This window comes from Microcoleus sp. K5-D4, from assembly GCF_036704575.1.
Lineage (GTDB): Bacteria > Cyanobacteriota > Cyanobacteriia > Cyanobacteriales > Microcoleaceae > Microcoleus.
This window is the reverse complement of sequence record NZ_JAUBSD010000088.1, coordinates 15,954-33,219: the sequence shown is the minus strand read 5'-3', so window position 1 is coordinate 33,219 and position 17,266 is coordinate 15,954. Positions and strand designations below refer to the sequence as shown.

Below are 17,266 nucleotides of genomic sequence, written 5' to 3'. Positions count from 1 at the left end.
GCTCAGATTTCACTCACTTTTTCACTTCTCTGTTTTATTGCGATCGTATCCCTCTTTAAAAACTGTCCGAAGTATTGATTAAGTGTTCTCTATTTACTTGCAATCTGCTGTAAAATTTTATTAGGCGTAAAATTCAAGAGGTAAACCTTGAAACAAATTGGATTAGTAGCGATCGGACGAAACGAAGGCCAGCGCCTTCGCCAATGCCTAGTCTCGGCCACAGACAAAGTTGCCCGCGTCGTCTATGTCGATTCCGGCTCAACAGACGGTAGCCTAGAGTTAGCCCGCTCGATCGGAGCCGATACAGTAGAACTAGACTTATCTATACCGTTTACCGCAGCACGCGCCAGAAACGAAGGCTTTGCCCGCTTGCTGGAACTAGCGCCCGATATCGAATTTGTGCAATTTGTGGACGGTGACTGCGAAGTAGTTGATGGATGGCTCGATCGGGCCTACAGCGAACTTGCAGCCAAACCAGACGTAGCAGCAGTATGCGGGCGCAGGCGCGAACGATACCCCGAAGCCAGCATCTACAACCAATTGTGCGACATCGAGTGGGATACCCCCATCGGCGAAACCAAAGCCTGCGGTGGCGACTCCATGATGCGCGCCACCGCATTTGAGCAAGTCGAAGGTTTCAATCCCGCACTAATAGCCGGCGAAGAACCCGAACTGTGCTTGCGGCTTCGGCAAAAAGGTTGGAAAATTCTTCGTTTAGACGCAGAAATGACCCTGCACGACGCGCAAATGACCAGTTTCGCTCAGTGGTGGAAGCGGGCTCAAAGAGCGGGTCACGCCTATGCCGAAGGTTCCTGGATGCACGGAACCCAACCAGAGCGCCATTGGGTCAAAGAAACGCGGAGCACCTGGTTTTGGGGCTTAGTCTTGCCAGCCCTAGCCTTGGCCATGACATGGCCGACAAAAGGGTGGAGCTTGTTACTATTGAGTGGCTACCCCTTAGCAACCTATCGCACCTATAACTATTATATAAAGCATCGGGATCTCACAACTAAAGACGCATCCATCTACGCTTTGTCATGTGTATTAGCCAAATTTCCCCAGCTACAAGGTCAAATCCAGTTTCACCAGCGCCGATTGCTGGGGCAGCAGAGCAAGCTAATCGAATACAAAACCACCAACTCTATTAATTCAGCCAGCTAGAGTTAGACGTAACGTCCCAGAAAATCTATCCCTCAGTAGTAAACAAAGGAGTAATAAAAGATTAAAAGTTTTACTAATTGTCGACCCGTGCAATCCTGACTGGGCATCAGTACCTTTGGTAGGATATAATTTATTTCAGAAAATAAACAATTTAGTTAATGCAACACTCGTTACCTATATTAGAAATAAACCCGCCCTTGAAAAACACCCAGAATATGAAAAAACCATCTACCTCGAAGAAGGAAAGTTAGCCAAGCAATATTATAAAATAGTCGTCGAAAAGCTTCCCGCAAGCGGGCGAATAAATGGATCTATTTATCATGCCTTGACTTACTCAATTTCTGAGCAGTTCAATCAACAAGTATATCAAAAATTCCGAGGAAAAATCCTCAACGGAGATTATGACATATAGCCTTTCTCATAAAGATGAGGTATGATGTAACTGAGATGTTGCACATTCCATTTTGGTAAATATTCATCAAAAACAATTTTCAGATTTTTTTAAAAATCATCAGTCACCTTTCCACCAATTTCATAGATTTTATCTACCACATTTACAACTACAGATAGACCCTTGTTAGTGTGAGTTTTTTCCATGAGACTTTTGACTAATTAGACTTGTAAAAATCACTCCTTGATAGGCTCTGGTTATATGAGGGAAGAGTCGATGTTCAATGGGATTGTATTTAGATGTATACGCAGGGTAATGAGCTATTCTGATCTCAATTCCAATTTCATCTACTAACTTTTGTAAATTTTGCTTAAAGATAGAATGATTAGCATTATTGCTACCGCCACCATCACACTTAGCTAGAATCGAATTGGCATGAGGAGAGGCGGCTTTTCCATAATTATTCCATCAGTGTTTGATGGATTCACCAGCCAATTCAGTGGTATCTTTACTGTTACCGAATGTTACATATCCTCGATTTTTTTGGCAATCGTAAATTCCATGTGTAATCACTTTCCCACAACCTCAACTCCAAAAATCATGGTAAGACAGTAATGACAGGTTCGGTTGTATAAAGAGTACCGGGACGATACAAATTCCCTAAAACTTCTTTCTTTTTAGTATCAAAACTAATAATGGGATTACCTGCTTTTCTATACTGTGTGTCTAGCATAGCAATATTTTCAAATTGAGAATTACGATTTTTATTAGTTCCTATAGTTGGCTTTTTTTGTGCTTTTCGCTTGACATATCCCTGCTTTTTTAACAGCTTACTTATTAGAGTAAGACTGACAATAAATCCGGCAGACCTCAGTCCCAAAGCTATTTCTTTATGGGTCAAATTAGTCCATTTAATTAACTCATTCATTGGGTTTCCCGCTGTCTGAAATTTTCCGACTTATAAAAAGGCTTCATCAATACCGCTCTGAGTAGATAAAATACTTTTTCTGCCTCCTCCTTTTTTTTTATTTTTAAATTATCGATAGTCGTTTCATCCATTTTTTCTAAATATTCAATTCCCTGAACAATAGTATTTAGACTGCAGCCGAAAAGTTGCATTATATAGCTAATTCCACCCCATTCCAGTTTTTGGGCTTCTATCGCTGCATACCTTCTTTTATCCTTTTCTGAAAAAGAGTTATAAAGTTTCTTCATTTCTGACTCAAGTGAACTATCTAAAACATAGATTTAAAGGTAAGGTAGGGTGGTAAAATAGAAAAATAAGAAAGCAAGTTTATCTCACTTTTGGTGAAAATTGCGATCGAGGGCTGTTTTTCATTATATCCGAAAATACATCAATTTATTTATTTTTCATTCCTTATTATGACGCAGTAAATTATTTAACAAAACAGTTTGTTTTGCGAGAATATGAAACGGCAAATTCTGAGAATACAGTGGCTTTCTTAAAAGATTTACAATCTTTAAATCCCGAAGCCAGACATTTAATTATTTGGGATAGAGCTAGCTATCACAAATATAAAGAGATGAAAGCTTACCTAGAAGAAATTAATCAAGGCAAAGAGGGGGATGAATGGCCTTTAACTTGTGTCCTGTTTGCTCCCAATGCTCCGCCTGCAGAATCCAGTCGAAGATATTTGGCTTCATGCCAAGACTTGGGTGAGAAAGTTTGGGAAGCGGCTCAGTTATGAATGCCTTGGTTAAATAGTTCTTCAATTTTACCATACAGTCACAAAGCTTTGACTTTCTCAAGTTACACAAATTTGGTATGTTTGAACCAACACTCAATGGAACTGCTGCTCGATTAAACTCTTAATTAATTTACTAATGATTTGCGATAGCTATATATTTTCATCTTTAGCCCCAGTTTAACATATTTTGGGCTATTTTTATTACTTATTTATTCAATTTCAACACTTCTGAATCTGTCATTACTAGGATGGATAGCTTTTAATGCTTTCAACCGAGAGCCATCTTTTCGGCGTAGCCATCGGCAAAAATCCAATCGAGCCGCAATGGATAATAAGTATATGCTGACTATTCTTGCTGCTTGTTTATTCCACCCAACATGATCATGCCTCTAAATCCCCTTGTCAATAGCGTTTGAGATGCGTTTACCCTGAACTGAATCCGCCGCGCACAGGAGAAGATTGAAACGAGTGGTGGGAACAGGTTTTTGCTACGGTTTATTGGCTGAATGTTCGCAATGATTACCGCGTTGATGATTGGGAAATTCACAACGAACCGGACAATCGCGATCTGGGTTGGGGCGGGACTAGGGCTGACTATTTTGAATTGGTTAAGGTGGCAAAAGATGCGATCGCCTTTGTTTATAAAACTTATTTGCCCGATCGCACTTACCGCATCCACGGCCCGAAAACCGTAGGAGGCAGCAATTGGCCGGCTAGTGCTTTGCAGGCAATACCGAATTATTTCGATACAGTCAATGTCCACAACTACGATGCAGATATTTCTACCTACACCCGCAAAGTGCGCGGCTGGATGAACGGTACTGTCCGCGCTAACTCGCAGCTTTGGGTAGGAGAATGGGGAACTTACGAAATTAGCTACGGCGATTTATCTTTAGCTTTAAATTTGATTAAAAATTTGATTCGAGGTTCCCAACCGGGGGATAATTATATTTACTGCAGTCACATATTCTGTTTGTACGACAGGGGTAAGCAGGGACTGGCGGAAGGTTTGCTAGGGGACGGGGGAAAACGGCGCGCGGGCTACTATGCTTTGCGGATGGGAATTAGGGCTTTGTAGAGCGGGAAAGCGACCTTTTTTCCTATCACTAACAGTTCGGATTTAATGGCAGTTGCCACTCTGGATGCTAGCAAGAATGTTTACTTGCTGCTTGTCAATGAGCGAGCAACATCTTACACTGTTAATGCTGATATTTCGGAGCTGATAAAAACTGGTAATGGCACGGTGCGGGAGTTCAATTCTAAAACAATGGATGAGGTTGTTGGTAGCTTAACGCCCAAGGGCGGCAATGCGAGTTTTGTACTGGCGGGGAACAGCGCTATTCTCATCAAGTTTGATCGCCAGAATTGAAGCTCAAATCCTCTGAGCCATAATTGGGATAAGATAGAATTAGTTATGCTCAGAATTATTTATTTTCTGCCTGTTTGGCCCTGGAACCCTGGAACCCTTGAACCCTCGAACCCCTAATTGCACAGTTGCCATACCTAAGTCGTCCTGTTGTGATTCCCCTCCTGTCGCTGGTAAATTGGTAGCGTGCAGGTATCTTGCCTCAAACAGAATGCGAGCGAGAGTTCCGTTGAGGGGCAGAAAGTAGGGTGCAGTCTAGACAATCGCAGAAATTCTTGCTCGTAAACCCGCAGCAGTTAGGCTAGGTGAGGAATTACCCGCCCGCCTTCATCTGGGCCCTCTGGCAGATAGCATTGGTTCTGAAAGTCAGAAGCCGTCAATGATCAGGATATGGCACGGAATTAATTTTAAATGCCAAGATGCTGGAAGTAGGGGTGAGTTTAATCGTACAGAAACTTTGAGCGCGCTTGGAAATCTCGCGAGCAAAGCCTCTCAATCAATCTGCTGCTTGCGATCGGGTTTTTCCAACAAATATCACTTTTATGCCCCCTGATGTTTATTCCCTCCCTCAGTCAGGTCATCAACCGCAACCCCCTCACCGTCACCCCTGAGACGCCCGTAGAAAAGGCGATCGAGCTGATGAGTAGCACAGGAGCCAGTTACGTCCTCGTGGTAGAACCGCGCGGGCATTCTCAACTCGGAAATCCCACCAACGGGGCTTCCCCACAATCGCGGGAACAGTCGGGTTTTTACGGCATACCGCCTGCGGTACACGCAGGAGGCAACGGGCTGCGTCTCAACGGCTCAAAAGCTCCCTATCCGAGCAGCCAGACAGTGCTGGGGATTTTTACAACGCGAGATATCGTACAGCTAAATTCGATCGGCGCTGCTTTGAGGGGATTTGCGATCGAGCAAATCATGATCAGAACCGTAACTGTAGCCCGAGAATCGGAAATTCCCGACTTTTTTGCCTTAGCAAATCTGCTGGAGAAAAATCAGATCAGCCATTTGCCCGTCGTCAGCGAGTCTGAAGAACTTGTCGGTTTAATTAGCTCTCAAAGCTTGGTGCAAATGTTGCAGGGAATTGGGGAACCGACACCAAAAGCAATTAGCAGCGCTTCGCCACCTGCGGCTTTCGCGTTCCCTCCGCCCCTGCCAATTGTGAATCAGAAATTAGAGCTACCCGCAAGTTTAATTAAACTTTATCAAATTCCTCAAATCGCAGCCTCACGAATAATTCACGCTCCTTCTAATTCTTCGGTTCGCTATTTGGCGCAACTGATGTTTAGACACAATGTTAGTTATGTATTAATCACTGAAACCCCCGATCAACACTCGACTGGTGCGGCTCACAATTCCAAGTTTACAAATCCCAACCTTCACAAACTGGTTGGGGTGGTAAGTTCGCGGGATATTGTGCAGTTGCAGGCGCTGGGAAGAGACTCTAACAAAATTAAAGCGGCAGCAATTTGCAGCAGTTCGCCGCCACTGGTGCGATCGCACTCTAGCCTCGAAGCAGCCGTCGCGCTGCTGCAAAAACACTACTGCCAGTTGCCTTTATTAGTCATCAACGAAACAAATCACCCGATCGGGATTATCAATCCTAAAACTATCCTTTTACAAGCGCTGGATTCAAAATCTCTGCATTCTGGCTTAATTGCTTTGCAGCGCCAGCTAGAATCTAGCAACGCTCAATACAAAAAACTCTCAGCAGAAATACAGCGGACAGCAGCAAATAGCCACGAGATGGCTGAAATTTCTCACTACAGTGTCGTAGAGCGGCCAAATCTCCCCCCTCCAGTCAATAATCAGGGGATTTGGGACTGGAATCTCGAAACAGATGAGTTTTTTTATTCGGCGCGGTGGCAAGAAATGCTGGGCTACCAAGAAGGGGAAATCTCGAATCGCCGATCGGAATGGTGGAGTCGCATCCACCGAGATGATATTGACTCGGTAAAGGCAGCTTTAGAAGAACACTTCGCCCAAAAGACACCGGATTTTGCAGCAGAATATCGGATGTACTGTAAAGACGGCAGCACTGTCTGGGTGCTGAACCGAGGTCAAGTTTTACGCAGCGCTACCGGGAAACCGCTGCGGGTAGTAGGAACTCATACAGATATTACTCCAAACAAGCAGTTTGAAGTCAAAAACCGCGAGCATGATCGAGAACAATTCCATCTATTTGACTCTTTGAAAGCAACAGTAATTTTCCACATAGATGCGGCGGGGGTTTGGAAATTTCTCAACCGCGCTTGGACGGAAATTACGAATTTCTCGGTGTCCGAAAGTTTGGAAACTAATTTTTTAGAGTGGGTGCATCCAGATGAGCGCGAGCAATGTGCAAATTTATTGGAGTCTTTGCTGTCGGGTAAGTCGGAATTTGAACGGCGAGAACTGCGATTTAAGTCCAAGTCGGTTCCGGGGAAAAACTCCTTGGGAATTCACAGTAATTCCGGCTTTGTTTCCGTAGAACTATTTGCCCAAGTTCGCCGGAATTCGCAAGGCGAAATAGCGGGAATTTTCGGGACTTTGCACGATGTCTGCAACCGCCTCGAAGGAGTTGAGGAACTGCGGGAAAGCGAGCGGGCAATTCGATCGCTCTACGAGGTAATGGTGAGCTCGGAAGGCTCTTTTGACGATCGAACGATGCGGTTGCTGGCAATGGGCTGCAGTCAGTTTGGGATGGATATCGGGCTGTTGGGCAGGGTTTTGGGCGATCGCTACGAAGTGATTGCTGCTTATGTACCGGAAGATTTTCCGTTTGGATTTGCTAAAGGAGACGGTTTTGCTTTGAGCAGAACCTTTGAGCGAGAGGTTTTGCGATCGAGCGAACCTATTTCTGTGGAATCAGCCGGCACTACTCAGTGGCGCAACCACCCCGCTTACAGCGTCCGCAAGTTGGAGGCTTTTGTGGGGACGAGGGTAATAGTGCAAGGGCGGATTTTTGGCACTTTGAGCTTTACTTCCCGCACCACTAAATCTCCTTTTAAACCGCTGAATTTTGAAATTTTAAAGTTGATGGGCAATTACATCGGCGCAGAAATTGCCCGCGAAGAGCGAGAGCGAACTTTGCAACGTCAGTACCAGCGCGTTTTACTACTCAAACAAATTACTCAAAAAGTGCGATCGACCTTAGACACTCAAGAAATTTTTCAAACTACCGCCACCCAAATCGGCCGCGTATTTGGTGTCAATCGCTGTACAATTCACACCTATCTTTCCGAACCTTATCCCCACCTTCCTTGCGTCGCGGAATACTTAGAACCCGGTCACGAATCGGCTTTAGATTTAGAACTTTCTGTCACTTATAACCCCTACACAGAAAAACTCCTCGCTGAGGATATAGCCCTGGCATCTCCCGATGTGTTTGCCGATCCTTTGCTGGAATCTTCGGGGCCGATGTGCCGCCGCATCGGATTAAAATCTATGTTGGCTGTTCGCACTTCCTATCAAGGAGAACCGAATGGAATTATTACTTTGCACCAGTGCGATGCAACTCGCCAGTGGAATCCAGACGAAATTGAACTGTTAGAAGATGTGGCCGCGCAAGTTGGAATTACCTTAGCTCAAGCACAACTTTTAGAAACCGAAGTTCAGCGACAGCGACAGTTAGCAGAGCAAAATGAAGCTTTGGATCAAGCGCGACAAGCGGCTGAAGTTGCGAACAGAGCTAAGAGCGAATTTTTAGCGACTATGAGTCACGAAATCCGCACTCCGATGAATGCGGTAATCGGGATGACGGGCTTGCTGCTGGATATGGAACTAACTCCTGAACAGCGGGATTTTGTGGAGACAATTCGGACCAGCGGCGATGCTTTGCTGACTATTATTAACGATATTCTCGACTTTTCCAAGATTGAATCTGGGAAATTGGATTTGGAACGCAGCCCATTCGAGCTGCAAAACTGTATAGAAGAATCTCTGGAATTACTGGCTCCTAGAGCCTCAGAAAAAGGTTTAGAGCTGGCTTATTTTATTGATGATTCTGTTCCGAAAAACATTTTAGGAGATGTCACGAGGCTGCGCCAAATTTTGGTAAATCTGCTGGGCAATGCAGTTAAGTTTACAGAATCTGGAGAAATTGTGGTGTGCTGTACGGCTAGGGAAATTCAACAGGTAGCTGCTAACAGTTCGCCGGAAAAAATTAATATTCTAGAGCCACAACCGCTAGCAATTAACCAGAGAGAGGTGGCACGTAGCAGACAATACGAGATTCAATTTGCTGTCCAAGATACGGGAATTGGCATTCCGCCAGACCGGATGGATCGCCTGTTTAAAGCTTTTTCGCAGGTGGATGCTTCGACAACGCGACATTACGGCGGGACGGGTTTGGGACTGGCTATCAGCCAGCGTTTGAGCGATATGATGGGCGGTACAATGTGGGTTGTCAGCCAGGTTGATCCGCGAAGTTCTAAGTCTCAACCGGCCGTTTCTGCGATCGGACAAAGTATCGCTGGAATGTCGCCTGCAGAATTTACTCCGCCGTCGATATCTGGTTCGGGTTCGATTTTTTATTTCACGGTGACTGCTGAAGCGAATGACATCCGGGCTGAGGAAAAAAGACCCGAATTTGCGGCTGGTAAGCGCTTGTTAATTGTTGAGCATCATGCCATTAACCGGCAAGTTTTGATCCGTCAGGCAGAGTCTTGGGGAATGATACCCGTGGCTGTAACTTCGGGTGCTGAGGCTTTGGAAATCATCAAAGGAAACTCGCCGCTCGATTTAGCTATTTTGGCGATGAATCTACCAGATATGGACGGTGTGGCTTTGGCTGTGGAGATTCGGAAATTTGAGCTGAGCAATTTGTCCGGCGGCGACGGTCAAAATCCGAATGTCATCGCTAACAACCCTCGCAAAATAGCACTACCTTTGGTGCTGTTTACTTATTTAAGTAAGGCGGAAGTTTGGAAAAAACTTGAAACTACAGAAGTACATTTTTCAGCTTTTTTAACTAAGCCTTTAAAACAGTCTCAGTTTTATAATGTGTTGCTGCAAGTTTTTGGATATGTTACTGGCAGAAGCGGCCGGGGAGAAGTTTCAAATGTGGTGACTTTGACTTCGGGATTGAAGTATTTTGAAAATTCTCAAGAACAGCACCGCGTGCAGCGGACGCCTGCTGTTTTGAGGCAGGTTGCGGCGAATTCTGGCGGACAGGATGCAGCTAATTCTACTCAGATTCGGATTTTGCTGGCTGAGGACAATGTGGTGAATCAAAAAGTCGCTACGCATTTACTCGACAGGATAGGATATCGGGCTGATATTGCAGCTAATGGGTTGGAGGTTTTGGAGGCGCTGAAGCGGCAATCTTACGATGTTGTGCTGATGGATGTGCAGATGCCGAACATGGATGGGTTGGAAGCGACGCGCCGCATTTGTCAGGAATGGCCTGCTAACAAGAAGCCGAGAATTATTGCGATGACTGCTAATGCGATGCAGGGCGATCGCGAAAAGTGTCTGGAAGCAGGTATGGACGATTATATTACTAAGCCGGTGCGTCGGGAAGAGTTGGCGATCGCCTTAAGCAAGTGCTCACCTCTGATTCGGGATGAATTGGATGTGGTTACTGAGCAAAACAATCAAGATATTTCTGATCAAGTTGACAGTGAGGCTGCGGGTTCTTCGAGCGTTCAACCGGGAGCAGATTCGCCGATTGATTTTCATATTTTACAAAATCTCCGCGAGCTAGACGATGATGAAGACCCCGATTTTTTAGGGGAGCTGATTAAGATATATTTGGTAGACGCACCGCAACATTTAGAAACTATTAAGGAGGCTATTTTTCTCGGCGATGCTGATAGTTTGAAGCTGGCTTCTCACACGCTGAAGTCGAGCAGCGCCAATTTAGGAGCTGTGTCTTTTTCTGCTGTTTGCAAGGAGTTGGAGTATATGGGTCGCGTGGCGGTTGAGTCTGGAGGGGAACAGGTTTTTGATGTGAGTACGGCGCGCGATCGCCTGTTGGAAGCTCAAGCGGAGTGGGAAAAGGTGCGGGCGGCTTTTGAGATGGAATTGGAAACGGGGAAGTTGCGATCGCAAATAGGGTAATTTGTTATATCAATTCCGGTTGCACTCCTCCGGAATTGTTGACTGTTGACTGTTGACTGTTGACTGTTGACTGTTTGAACAATACCGATGCAACCGGAAACGATATTATTTGTTGGTTTTTGGTTGTTAGTTGTCAGTTTCAATAACCAATAACCAATAACCAATAACCACAGCCCAATGCCCAATGCCCATATTTAACTTTCACCTAAATATGCTTTGCGAACAGTTTCATTTGACTGCAAATCACTAGCACTACCAGCGACTACAACCTGACCGGTTTGAATGACATAGCCGCGGTGGGCTACACTTAAAGCCATGCGGGCGTTTTGTTCCACCAGTAAAATAGTTGTTCCTTCAGCATTAATATCGCGGACGATCGCAAAAATTTGACTGACTAACATCGGTGCCAATCCCATACTCGGCTCGTCCAATAATAACAAGCGCGGGCGCGACATCAAAGCGCGGGCGATCGCCAACATTTGCTGTTCGCCGCCGCTGAGAGTTCCCCCTTTTTGACTAATTCTTTCTCGCAAACGAGGAAATAAATTTAATGCTTTTTCCATATCGGACTTGATACCGAGAGTATCGTTGCGGAGATAAGCACCCATTTCTAGGTTTTCTTGCACCGTCATGCGCGGAAAAATCAACCGCCCTTCGGGACTTTGAGAAATCCCCAAACGGACGATCGCCTCTGTAGATAGTGCTTCTAAAGGCTTTCCCTCAAATAATACAGTGCCTTGGCGCGGGCGCAGCAGTCCTTGAATCGTGCGGAGAGTTGTAGTTTTCCCCGCCCCGTTGCTGCCGATTAATGTCACAACTTCTCCCTGCGAGACTGTTAGCGATACTCCTTTGAGAGCGTGGATATTCCCGTAGTAGGTGTGAATGTCTTTAATTTCCAACATAATTACTCTTTCTGCTTTGTGCTTTATTATATTATCCCGACTAATTATAAAATTTTATTGCATTTATTTAAAATCCAGCTTTTTTAGAGTAAGCAGTAATTTTACTTATGTCAACACCAGCCCTAGCTCCCATAGAATCTATTTTTAGTAACTGTGGCGACCAACTTTACATAAGTTTTACTTAAACATAAGATTTCTTGACAGTAGCTTTACAAAAATCTCTAAGTAAATAGGTAGGATTAATACGTAAGCAAAACCAACCGCTACAACTAACCAATAACGGCCCTTAAAATGTTTCAAATTTAAGGAGATTGACCATGAAATTACATCACAGTACCGGAGCGATCGCATTTTTATTAGCAACTCCTTTAGTCACCAGCTTGAGTATAGGTATAGCGCCCAGCATTGCTGCCACAATAGCCGGTTCTGCGGCAGGAGTAACGATTGACAACTTCAGTCACACACCGACTGACACAGGTACTTCTACTAACACTAACGCTGAGACAATAGCTAACAGCGGTGCAGTCATTAGCCAAGCGAAAGCTGAGGCAGTTTTTATATCTAACTGTCACGAATTACTGGCAGAAAATCTCTCGCAAAGTGAAGTCATAGGCAGCGGCAACAACTATTCCGGTTTAGCCCAAAGTCAAGCAGCAGTGATCGGCGACTTCTTCATTGATGCCGAAGAAACTTTTTCATTCAATTTTCAGACATTTTTAGCTCTTTTAACATCAGTTGACAACCCCCAATCCGAACGCGCCAGGGCGAATGGCAGTATATCTTTCTGGGTGATTAACACTGTTACTAACATTTTGTTAGACTCTTTTCAATTTGCCAGCGGTTTAGACTCTTCTGGGGGAATTTATGCAAATACCTTGGTTAGTAACAGCTTTAAACCCACACAAATTAACTTTAATTTTCTGGCTCAAGAAAATGCAGCAGCTAGCCTCCTGTATACTTCTGGGGTATATTCGCGGAAATTCAACAGCGCCACTAACTTAACATTGGTAGAAGTTAAAAACAATATTGCAAAGGCAGAAGCAGAAGCAGAAGCAGTTCCCGAACCGAGTACAGTATTAGGTACTGCAATATTTTTAGGATTGTTTGTCAGGCAGAGAAAACATAAGAAAGAAAGGTCGGAAGTCAAATCAAAAGTTTAGGAAAGCCCCCAAATATTAATCCGTAGGGTGTGCAATACGCACCTCCTATCGTGGCAGTTGAATTGGTCGTTATAAAATGCTGTTGTCCTGGGCGGGTTGATAAATATCATCGGTTTTAATGACAGATTTTTGGTGAAACCCGCCCCTATTTTTATTGGGTTAAATGGCCAGAATTTATATCGCTTCTTCCGAGAATATACACTGCCCACCTCACTTATCTGTCGGCACACAATACCCATTATCCATGTCCATCTTCTTCTTTTCCCAAATATGCCTCAATTACGCGAGGATCGGCGCGAACTTGATCTGGAGTGCCCTCAGCAATTTTAGTACCGTACTCCATAACACTCACGCGATCGCTAATTCCCATCACCACCTTCATATCATGTTCAATCAGCAAAATACTCAACTTCAACTCATCGCGAATCCGATAAATAAAGCGAGTTAAATCAGCCGTTTCGTTCGGGTTCATCCCGGCAGTCGGTTCGTCCAAAAGTAACACTTTCGGATCGGAAGCCAAAGCCCTCGCAATTTCCAATCTGCGCTGATCGCCGTAGGAAAGGTTTTTTGCCAACTCCGGCGCTTTAGCAACACCTAAACCGACAAAATCTAGCATAGTGAGCGCTTTTATTTTAGCTTCCCCTTCCTCAATCATCGCAGCCGGAGGGCGGAGAATTGCCCCCAACAAACCTGTTTTTAATCGGCAGTGTCTGCCTACTAAAACATTATCCAGCACAGTCATATTGTTAAACAAGCGGATATTTTGAAAAGTTCTAGCAATGCCGAAAGTTGTCAGGCGATCTGGCGGTAAACCCGTTATATTCTTCTGTTCAAGGAGCAACTGACCGCCAGTCGGTTTGTAGATGCCCGTAAGCATATTAAAAAAAGTAGTTTTGCCCGCACCGTTGGGGCCGATCAAACTGGCGATCGAGCCTTTTTCCAAGGTTAAGCTGACCTGGTTGACGGCAGTCAAACCGCCGAATCGCATTGTAAGTTTCTGTGCTTCTAATAATGACATTTTGGTTCTGTTTTCTAAGATTTTATAGTAGTGCGATCGTCCTGGTCACAAGCTTTCACGCACACTAATCAATTTGGGATGGGGAGATTTTAGGACATATTCTCTAACGTACAGACAAAATAGAACTTAAAAAGATTAGATTCTAGCGAACGGCGAGGGCGATATTGTGCGTGTAAATCGGCAGTCGAAAAGTTTTCAATAACTTTGAGATTGAGTTCGTCAGCCAAAGTTGCAATTTTTTCAAACCCAGTAATCCACGGTGCATACATACTTTCGTATTTATCTATGTAATCATTGATATCGTGGTAGCCCGTCGTTCTCAAAATCACCTTTTCCGACATATAATAAAAGGACAATCGGAAATTATGAACATTGTTGCGAATTTGTTCTAATACAAATATTACATCTTTTTTGTCAACCAAAGTAGTGTTGCCTTCCCACAAAAAATAGGTCGGTCGAGTGAAATCAAATTCACTCTGTTTCAGCAAGGAGATTAAACCGTCTTTTACGTAATCGCCGGGAAGGTAGCGAACATTGGCAGTAACTTTGTTAGCTTTGAGAGTTTCTTCTTTTAATTGAAGAGTAACCCGGTCGTCTATTTCAAAATAAGTGACTTTTTCTCCATTAATTCTAGCAGCTCTCGTATCCAAGCCCGAACCTAAAATAACTACTTGCTTGCAACCTCCTAAAATTTGGTTTGACAAAACATCATCAAAATATTTAGTCCGCAACTTAACCATTTCTTTAGCGGCGGGAGAGCTTTGAGCTATTTTGTTAGCTATTTTTTTTGTTTCCTCATTGAGCCATATTTTTACTACATGATCAGTATAGAGAGGAATGGCTTCTTCATTCTCTTCGGCTCTAAATTCCGCAACGATAAAAGCAGTACCAGTTACATTGTTCATGGCTAATCTTTCACCCTTACTGAGTAGTTGGTTACAAATAAACATTAGATGGGGACGGGGTTTTTACGCCCATAAACTCCCTTGCATCCTAGATTCTTAGCTAAACCAGCCTACAAAATACTATAGTTTTTGCCCTTACCTACTTATTGACTTCTCGCATCTGCTAAAGACTCATTGCTCGGTTCACCATCAGAATGCAGTTCAGCTTGGTGTATCTTATCAGGAATCAGCCCCTCCGGCCGCACGAGCATCATGACAACAAGAGTTAGGCCGAATAGAAATAAGCGCATTTGAATCGGGTCTAAACTGGTTGCCAGAAAGTCTCGCAACTGGGGAATTGCAATCCTGGGGAGTACAAAAGTATTCAGAAAACCCTTGAGGACTTGCGCTAATTGTGGCAGATAAAGCCGATCGGCAGACATGATAATGATAGCGCCCAAAATCACCCCCGTCATATTGCCCAAACCGCCTAAAATCACCATACACAGGATGATTACCGACACCGAGAAATCGAAAACGCTGGGGAAAATCGCGCTGATATAGGCGGCGTAAAATGCGCCTGCAAAGCCTGAAAACGTCGCTCCCATCGCAAAAGCCGAAAGTTTGGTTTTGACTAGGTTAATGCCCATCGCACTCGCCGCTAATTCATCTTCGCGCATGGCATTCCATGCCCTGCCCAAGCGGGAATCTCGCAGCCGCGAAATCATGAAGTAAGCAAAGACAACTAACAGTAAAATTAGGTAGTACCAGGGAAAGTAGTTGCCGGTGCTGAAAGTGCCGATAATGGGGAGAGATGGACGCCCGATCGGGTTTATGCCCGCTTCGCCGCCGGTGAGGTTAAAAGGTCGATCGCACCCAACCAGACACAGCACTAACTCGGGTTTACCCAACAGGGAAGCAACAATCTTCGAGACTGGTTCATCAATCCGAATCGCGGTTAAATTCCTAAAGACAACCGGGATAATTTCGCCAAAACCGAGGGTAACAATCGCCAAATAATCGCCCTTGAGTCGCAGTGTCGGAATACCGAGGATTACGCCCGCGATCGCAGCTACACCAGCCGCGATCGGCAGTACCACCCAAAAGTTCCAAGCAATATTTAACTGCCCAGAAGATAGCAAAGCCGTCGTGTAAGCGCCGATCGCAAAAAACGCCGCATATCCCAAATCCAACAAACCCGCAAAACCCACAGTAATATTCAAACCCAGCGCCAACATAATAAAGATTTGAATCTGTACTACAGTAGCAATCCAGCCGGTTTGAGCCTGAATGTCGATAAACGGAAACAGAATTAGAATAAAAGCTAATGTCACCAGAGTTGCCAGTCGCTGGCGTTCTCCCTGCAAACCTTGCAAAGCACCCATTAACGTACCTGTCAAAATTGCGATCGTCAAACTGCAAATCCCGTACAGCAGCGTAGTCGGCAAAGCCACAGCAGCTTGACCCGACAAAGGTCTAATCAAAACCCCTTCTAACACACTCGCAACTAACAGCCAAACTCCCAATCCCAATCCCGCTAAACTGCCGATAGTCGCACCCATTTTCGGGCTGTAAACCTTCTGCTCCCGACAGCCAATAAAGCCCGCCGCCGTACCCATCAGCCAGCCGATCACGGTGCCACTCCAACCCCCGAATAACAGAACAGTCAAAGAGGCGATCGCCCCTAAAATACCAGTCGATTTGATCGCATTAATTATTTTTTTTGACATAGTAATAAATTATTAGTCATTAGTTATTAGTCAGCAGTTAGTAGTTAGATGAAAGAATGCTAGGAATCGCAGTTTTATAGATGCGACTGACGCGGGCGATGCCAATTACTGCCTCAAGCAACTCGATCGACGGCTGGTTCGGGAAACTGCTGAGCGGGCTAGGTACAGTTTAGAGTGTTTTGAGAGCGATTGTTTCACCAAAGCGCTCGAAACTTCAAATATACTGGAACTGTTACCGGAACACACTTCAAACGGGCGATCGCTATATGGTACAAGCACCTCAAAAAACTATCACCCTCGACGAGTTTTTGCAACTCCCAGAAACAAAACCCGCTAGCGAATACATCAAAGGTGTGATCGTACAAAAACCTATGCCACAAGGAAAACACAGCAAACTACAAGGCAGACTCGTAACAGTCACCAACGACATCGCAGAGAAACCGCAAATTGCCCTAGCCCTACCAGAACTTCGCTGCACGTTTGGCGGACGTTCTATTGTCCCCGATGTCGCGATTTTTGTTTGGAATCGCATTCCCCTAGACGCTGACGGCGAAATTGCCAATACATTTAATGCTCACCCAGACTGGACAATAGAAATTTTGTCCCCAGCCCAAAGCCAAACCAAAGTCACAAACAATATTTTGCACTGTTTGAATGCTGGTTGTCAGATGGGGTGGTTGCTCGATCCCGATGAAAAAAACATTTTAGCCTATCCCGCAAGGCAGCAGCCGATTTCATTGCAAGAACCAACAGATATACTTCCGATGCCCAAATTTATGCCGGAAATGCAGTTGACTTTAGGCGAAGTTTTTGGTTGGCTCAAACCAGGGAATGTTTAAAACGTAAAACTACAACGTAAAACGCGATCGCTTTTAGTTCCCCAACTTCTTAAAGACTTCGGGG

At 44.7% G+C, this 17,266-nt stretch carries 13 protein-coding genes and 2 pseudogenes; 8 read left to right on the top strand and 7 right to left on the bottom strand.

Translation table 11 applies throughout. From position 1 onward, the window contains the following. The first annotated feature begins 147 nt into the window (after window positions 1-147). Complete coding sequence (locus QUA77_RS23070) at window positions 148-1,161, top strand: glycosyltransferase (RefSeq protein WP_333452729.1); 1,014 nt, start codon at window positions 148-150, stop codon at window positions 1,159-1,161. A gap of 115 nt (window positions 1,162-1,276) precedes the next feature. Next, complete coding sequence (locus QUA77_RS23065) at window positions 1,277-1,573, top strand: hypothetical protein (RefSeq protein ID WP_333452728.1); 297 nt, start codon at window positions 1,277-1,279, stop codon at window positions 1,571-1,573. 165 nt (window positions 1,574-1,738) lie between these two features. Here the strand turns inward: QUA77_RS23065 and QUA77_RS23060 are convergent. The 3 genes and pseudogenes from QUA77_RS23060 to QUA77_RS23050 all read right to left on the bottom strand — a co-directional run bounded on the left by QUA77_RS23060 (window position 1,739) and on the right by QUA77_RS23050 (window position 2,767). Beyond that, window positions 1,739-2,125 (bottom strand): annotated as a pseudogene (locus QUA77_RS23060) (ISAzo13-like element transposase-related protein). Between the two features lie 25 nt (window positions 2,126-2,150). Continuing rightward, window positions 2,151-2,480 (bottom strand): ISAzo13-like element transposase-related protein, encoded by a 330-nt coding sequence (locus QUA77_RS23055; RefSeq protein ID WP_333452726.1) that lies wholly within the window; start codon window positions 2,478-2,480, stop codon window positions 2,151-2,153. Continuing rightward, the gene (locus QUA77_RS23050) at window positions 2,477-2,767 is read right to left on the bottom strand and encodes a hypothetical protein (RefSeq protein ID WP_333452724.1); all 291 of its coding nucleotides are present in this window, start codon (window positions 2,765-2,767) and stop codon (window positions 2,477-2,479) included. The genes QUA77_RS23055 and QUA77_RS23050 overlap by 4 nt, the downstream gene beginning before the upstream one ends. Window positions 2,768-2,931: 164 nt before the next feature. Here QUA77_RS23050 and QUA77_RS23045 point away from each other — a divergent pair. The 4 genes and pseudogenes from QUA77_RS23045 to QUA77_RS23030 all read left to right on the top strand — a co-directional run. After that, window positions 2,932-3,386: pseudogene (locus QUA77_RS23045) on the top strand (transposase); the annotation flags it as partial. A 479-nt stretch (window positions 3,387-3,865) separates the two neighbouring features. Next, complete coding sequence (locus QUA77_RS23040; protein ID WP_333452723.1) at window positions 3,866-4,339, top strand: hypothetical protein; 474 nt, start codon at window positions 3,866-3,868, stop codon at window positions 4,337-4,339. Between the two features lie 45 nt (window positions 4,340-4,384). Next, on the top strand, window positions 4,385-4,630 hold the full coding sequence (locus QUA77_RS23035) for a hypothetical protein (protein ID WP_333035048.1): 246 nt from the start codon (window positions 4,385-4,387) through the stop codon (window positions 4,628-4,630). A gap of 549 nt (window positions 4,631-5,179) precedes the next feature. Beyond that, window positions 5,180-10,669, top strand: coding sequence for a response regulator (locus QUA77_RS23030; protein ID WP_333452720.1), 5,490 nt, complete (start codon window positions 5,180-5,182; stop codon window positions 10,667-10,669). 194 nt (window positions 10,670-10,863) lie between these two features. On the opposite strand, the gene QUA77_RS23025 is transcribed toward QUA77_RS23030, so the two are convergent. Next, window positions 10,864-11,571 carry an ABC transporter ATP-binding protein gene (locus QUA77_RS23025; RefSeq protein ID WP_041623339.1) on the bottom strand — a complete coding sequence of 236 codons (708 nt, stop codon included), beginning with the start codon at window positions 11,569-11,571 and terminating at the stop codon, window positions 10,864-10,866. 317 nt (window positions 11,572-11,888) lie between these two features. Here QUA77_RS23025 and QUA77_RS23020 point away from each other — a divergent pair, with 317 nt between their 5' ends. Then, on the top strand, window positions 11,889-12,731 hold the full coding sequence (locus QUA77_RS23020; protein WP_333452718.1) for a PEP-CTERM sorting domain-containing protein: 843 nt from the start codon (window positions 11,889-11,891) through the stop codon (window positions 12,729-12,731). Window positions 12,732-12,969: 238 nt separating this feature from the next. Here the strand turns inward: QUA77_RS23020 and QUA77_RS23015 are convergent, their stop codons facing one another. The 3 genes from QUA77_RS23015 to QUA77_RS23005 all read right to left on the bottom strand — a co-directional run bounded on the left by QUA77_RS23015 (window position 12,970) and on the right by QUA77_RS23005 (window position 16,363). Continuing rightward, window positions 12,970-13,749, bottom strand: a complete 780-nt coding sequence (locus QUA77_RS23015) for an ABC transporter ATP-binding protein (protein WP_333452716.1) — start codon at window positions 13,747-13,749, stop codon at window positions 12,970-12,972. An 89-nt stretch (window positions 13,750-13,838) separates the two neighbouring features. After that, window positions 13,839-14,654: a class I SAM-dependent methyltransferase gene (locus QUA77_RS23010; protein ID WP_333452715.1), complete on the bottom strand. Its 816-nt coding sequence runs from the start codon at window positions 14,652-14,654 to the stop codon at window positions 13,839-13,841. A 143-nt stretch (window positions 14,655-14,797) separates the two neighbouring features. Then, on the bottom strand, window positions 14,798-16,363 hold the full coding sequence (locus QUA77_RS23005) for an ABC transporter permease subunit (protein ID WP_333452713.1): 1,566 nt from the start codon (window positions 16,361-16,363) through the stop codon (window positions 14,798-14,800). Window positions 16,364-16,629: 266 nt separating this feature from the next. On the opposite strand from QUA77_RS23005, the gene QUA77_RS23000 reads away from it, so the two are divergent. Then, window positions 16,630-17,202 (top strand): Uma2 family endonuclease, encoded by a 573-nt coding sequence (locus QUA77_RS23000; RefSeq protein WP_333035037.1) that lies wholly within the window; start codon window positions 16,630-16,632, stop codon window positions 17,200-17,202. The last annotated feature ends 64 nt before the right edge of the window (window positions 17,203-17,266 follow it).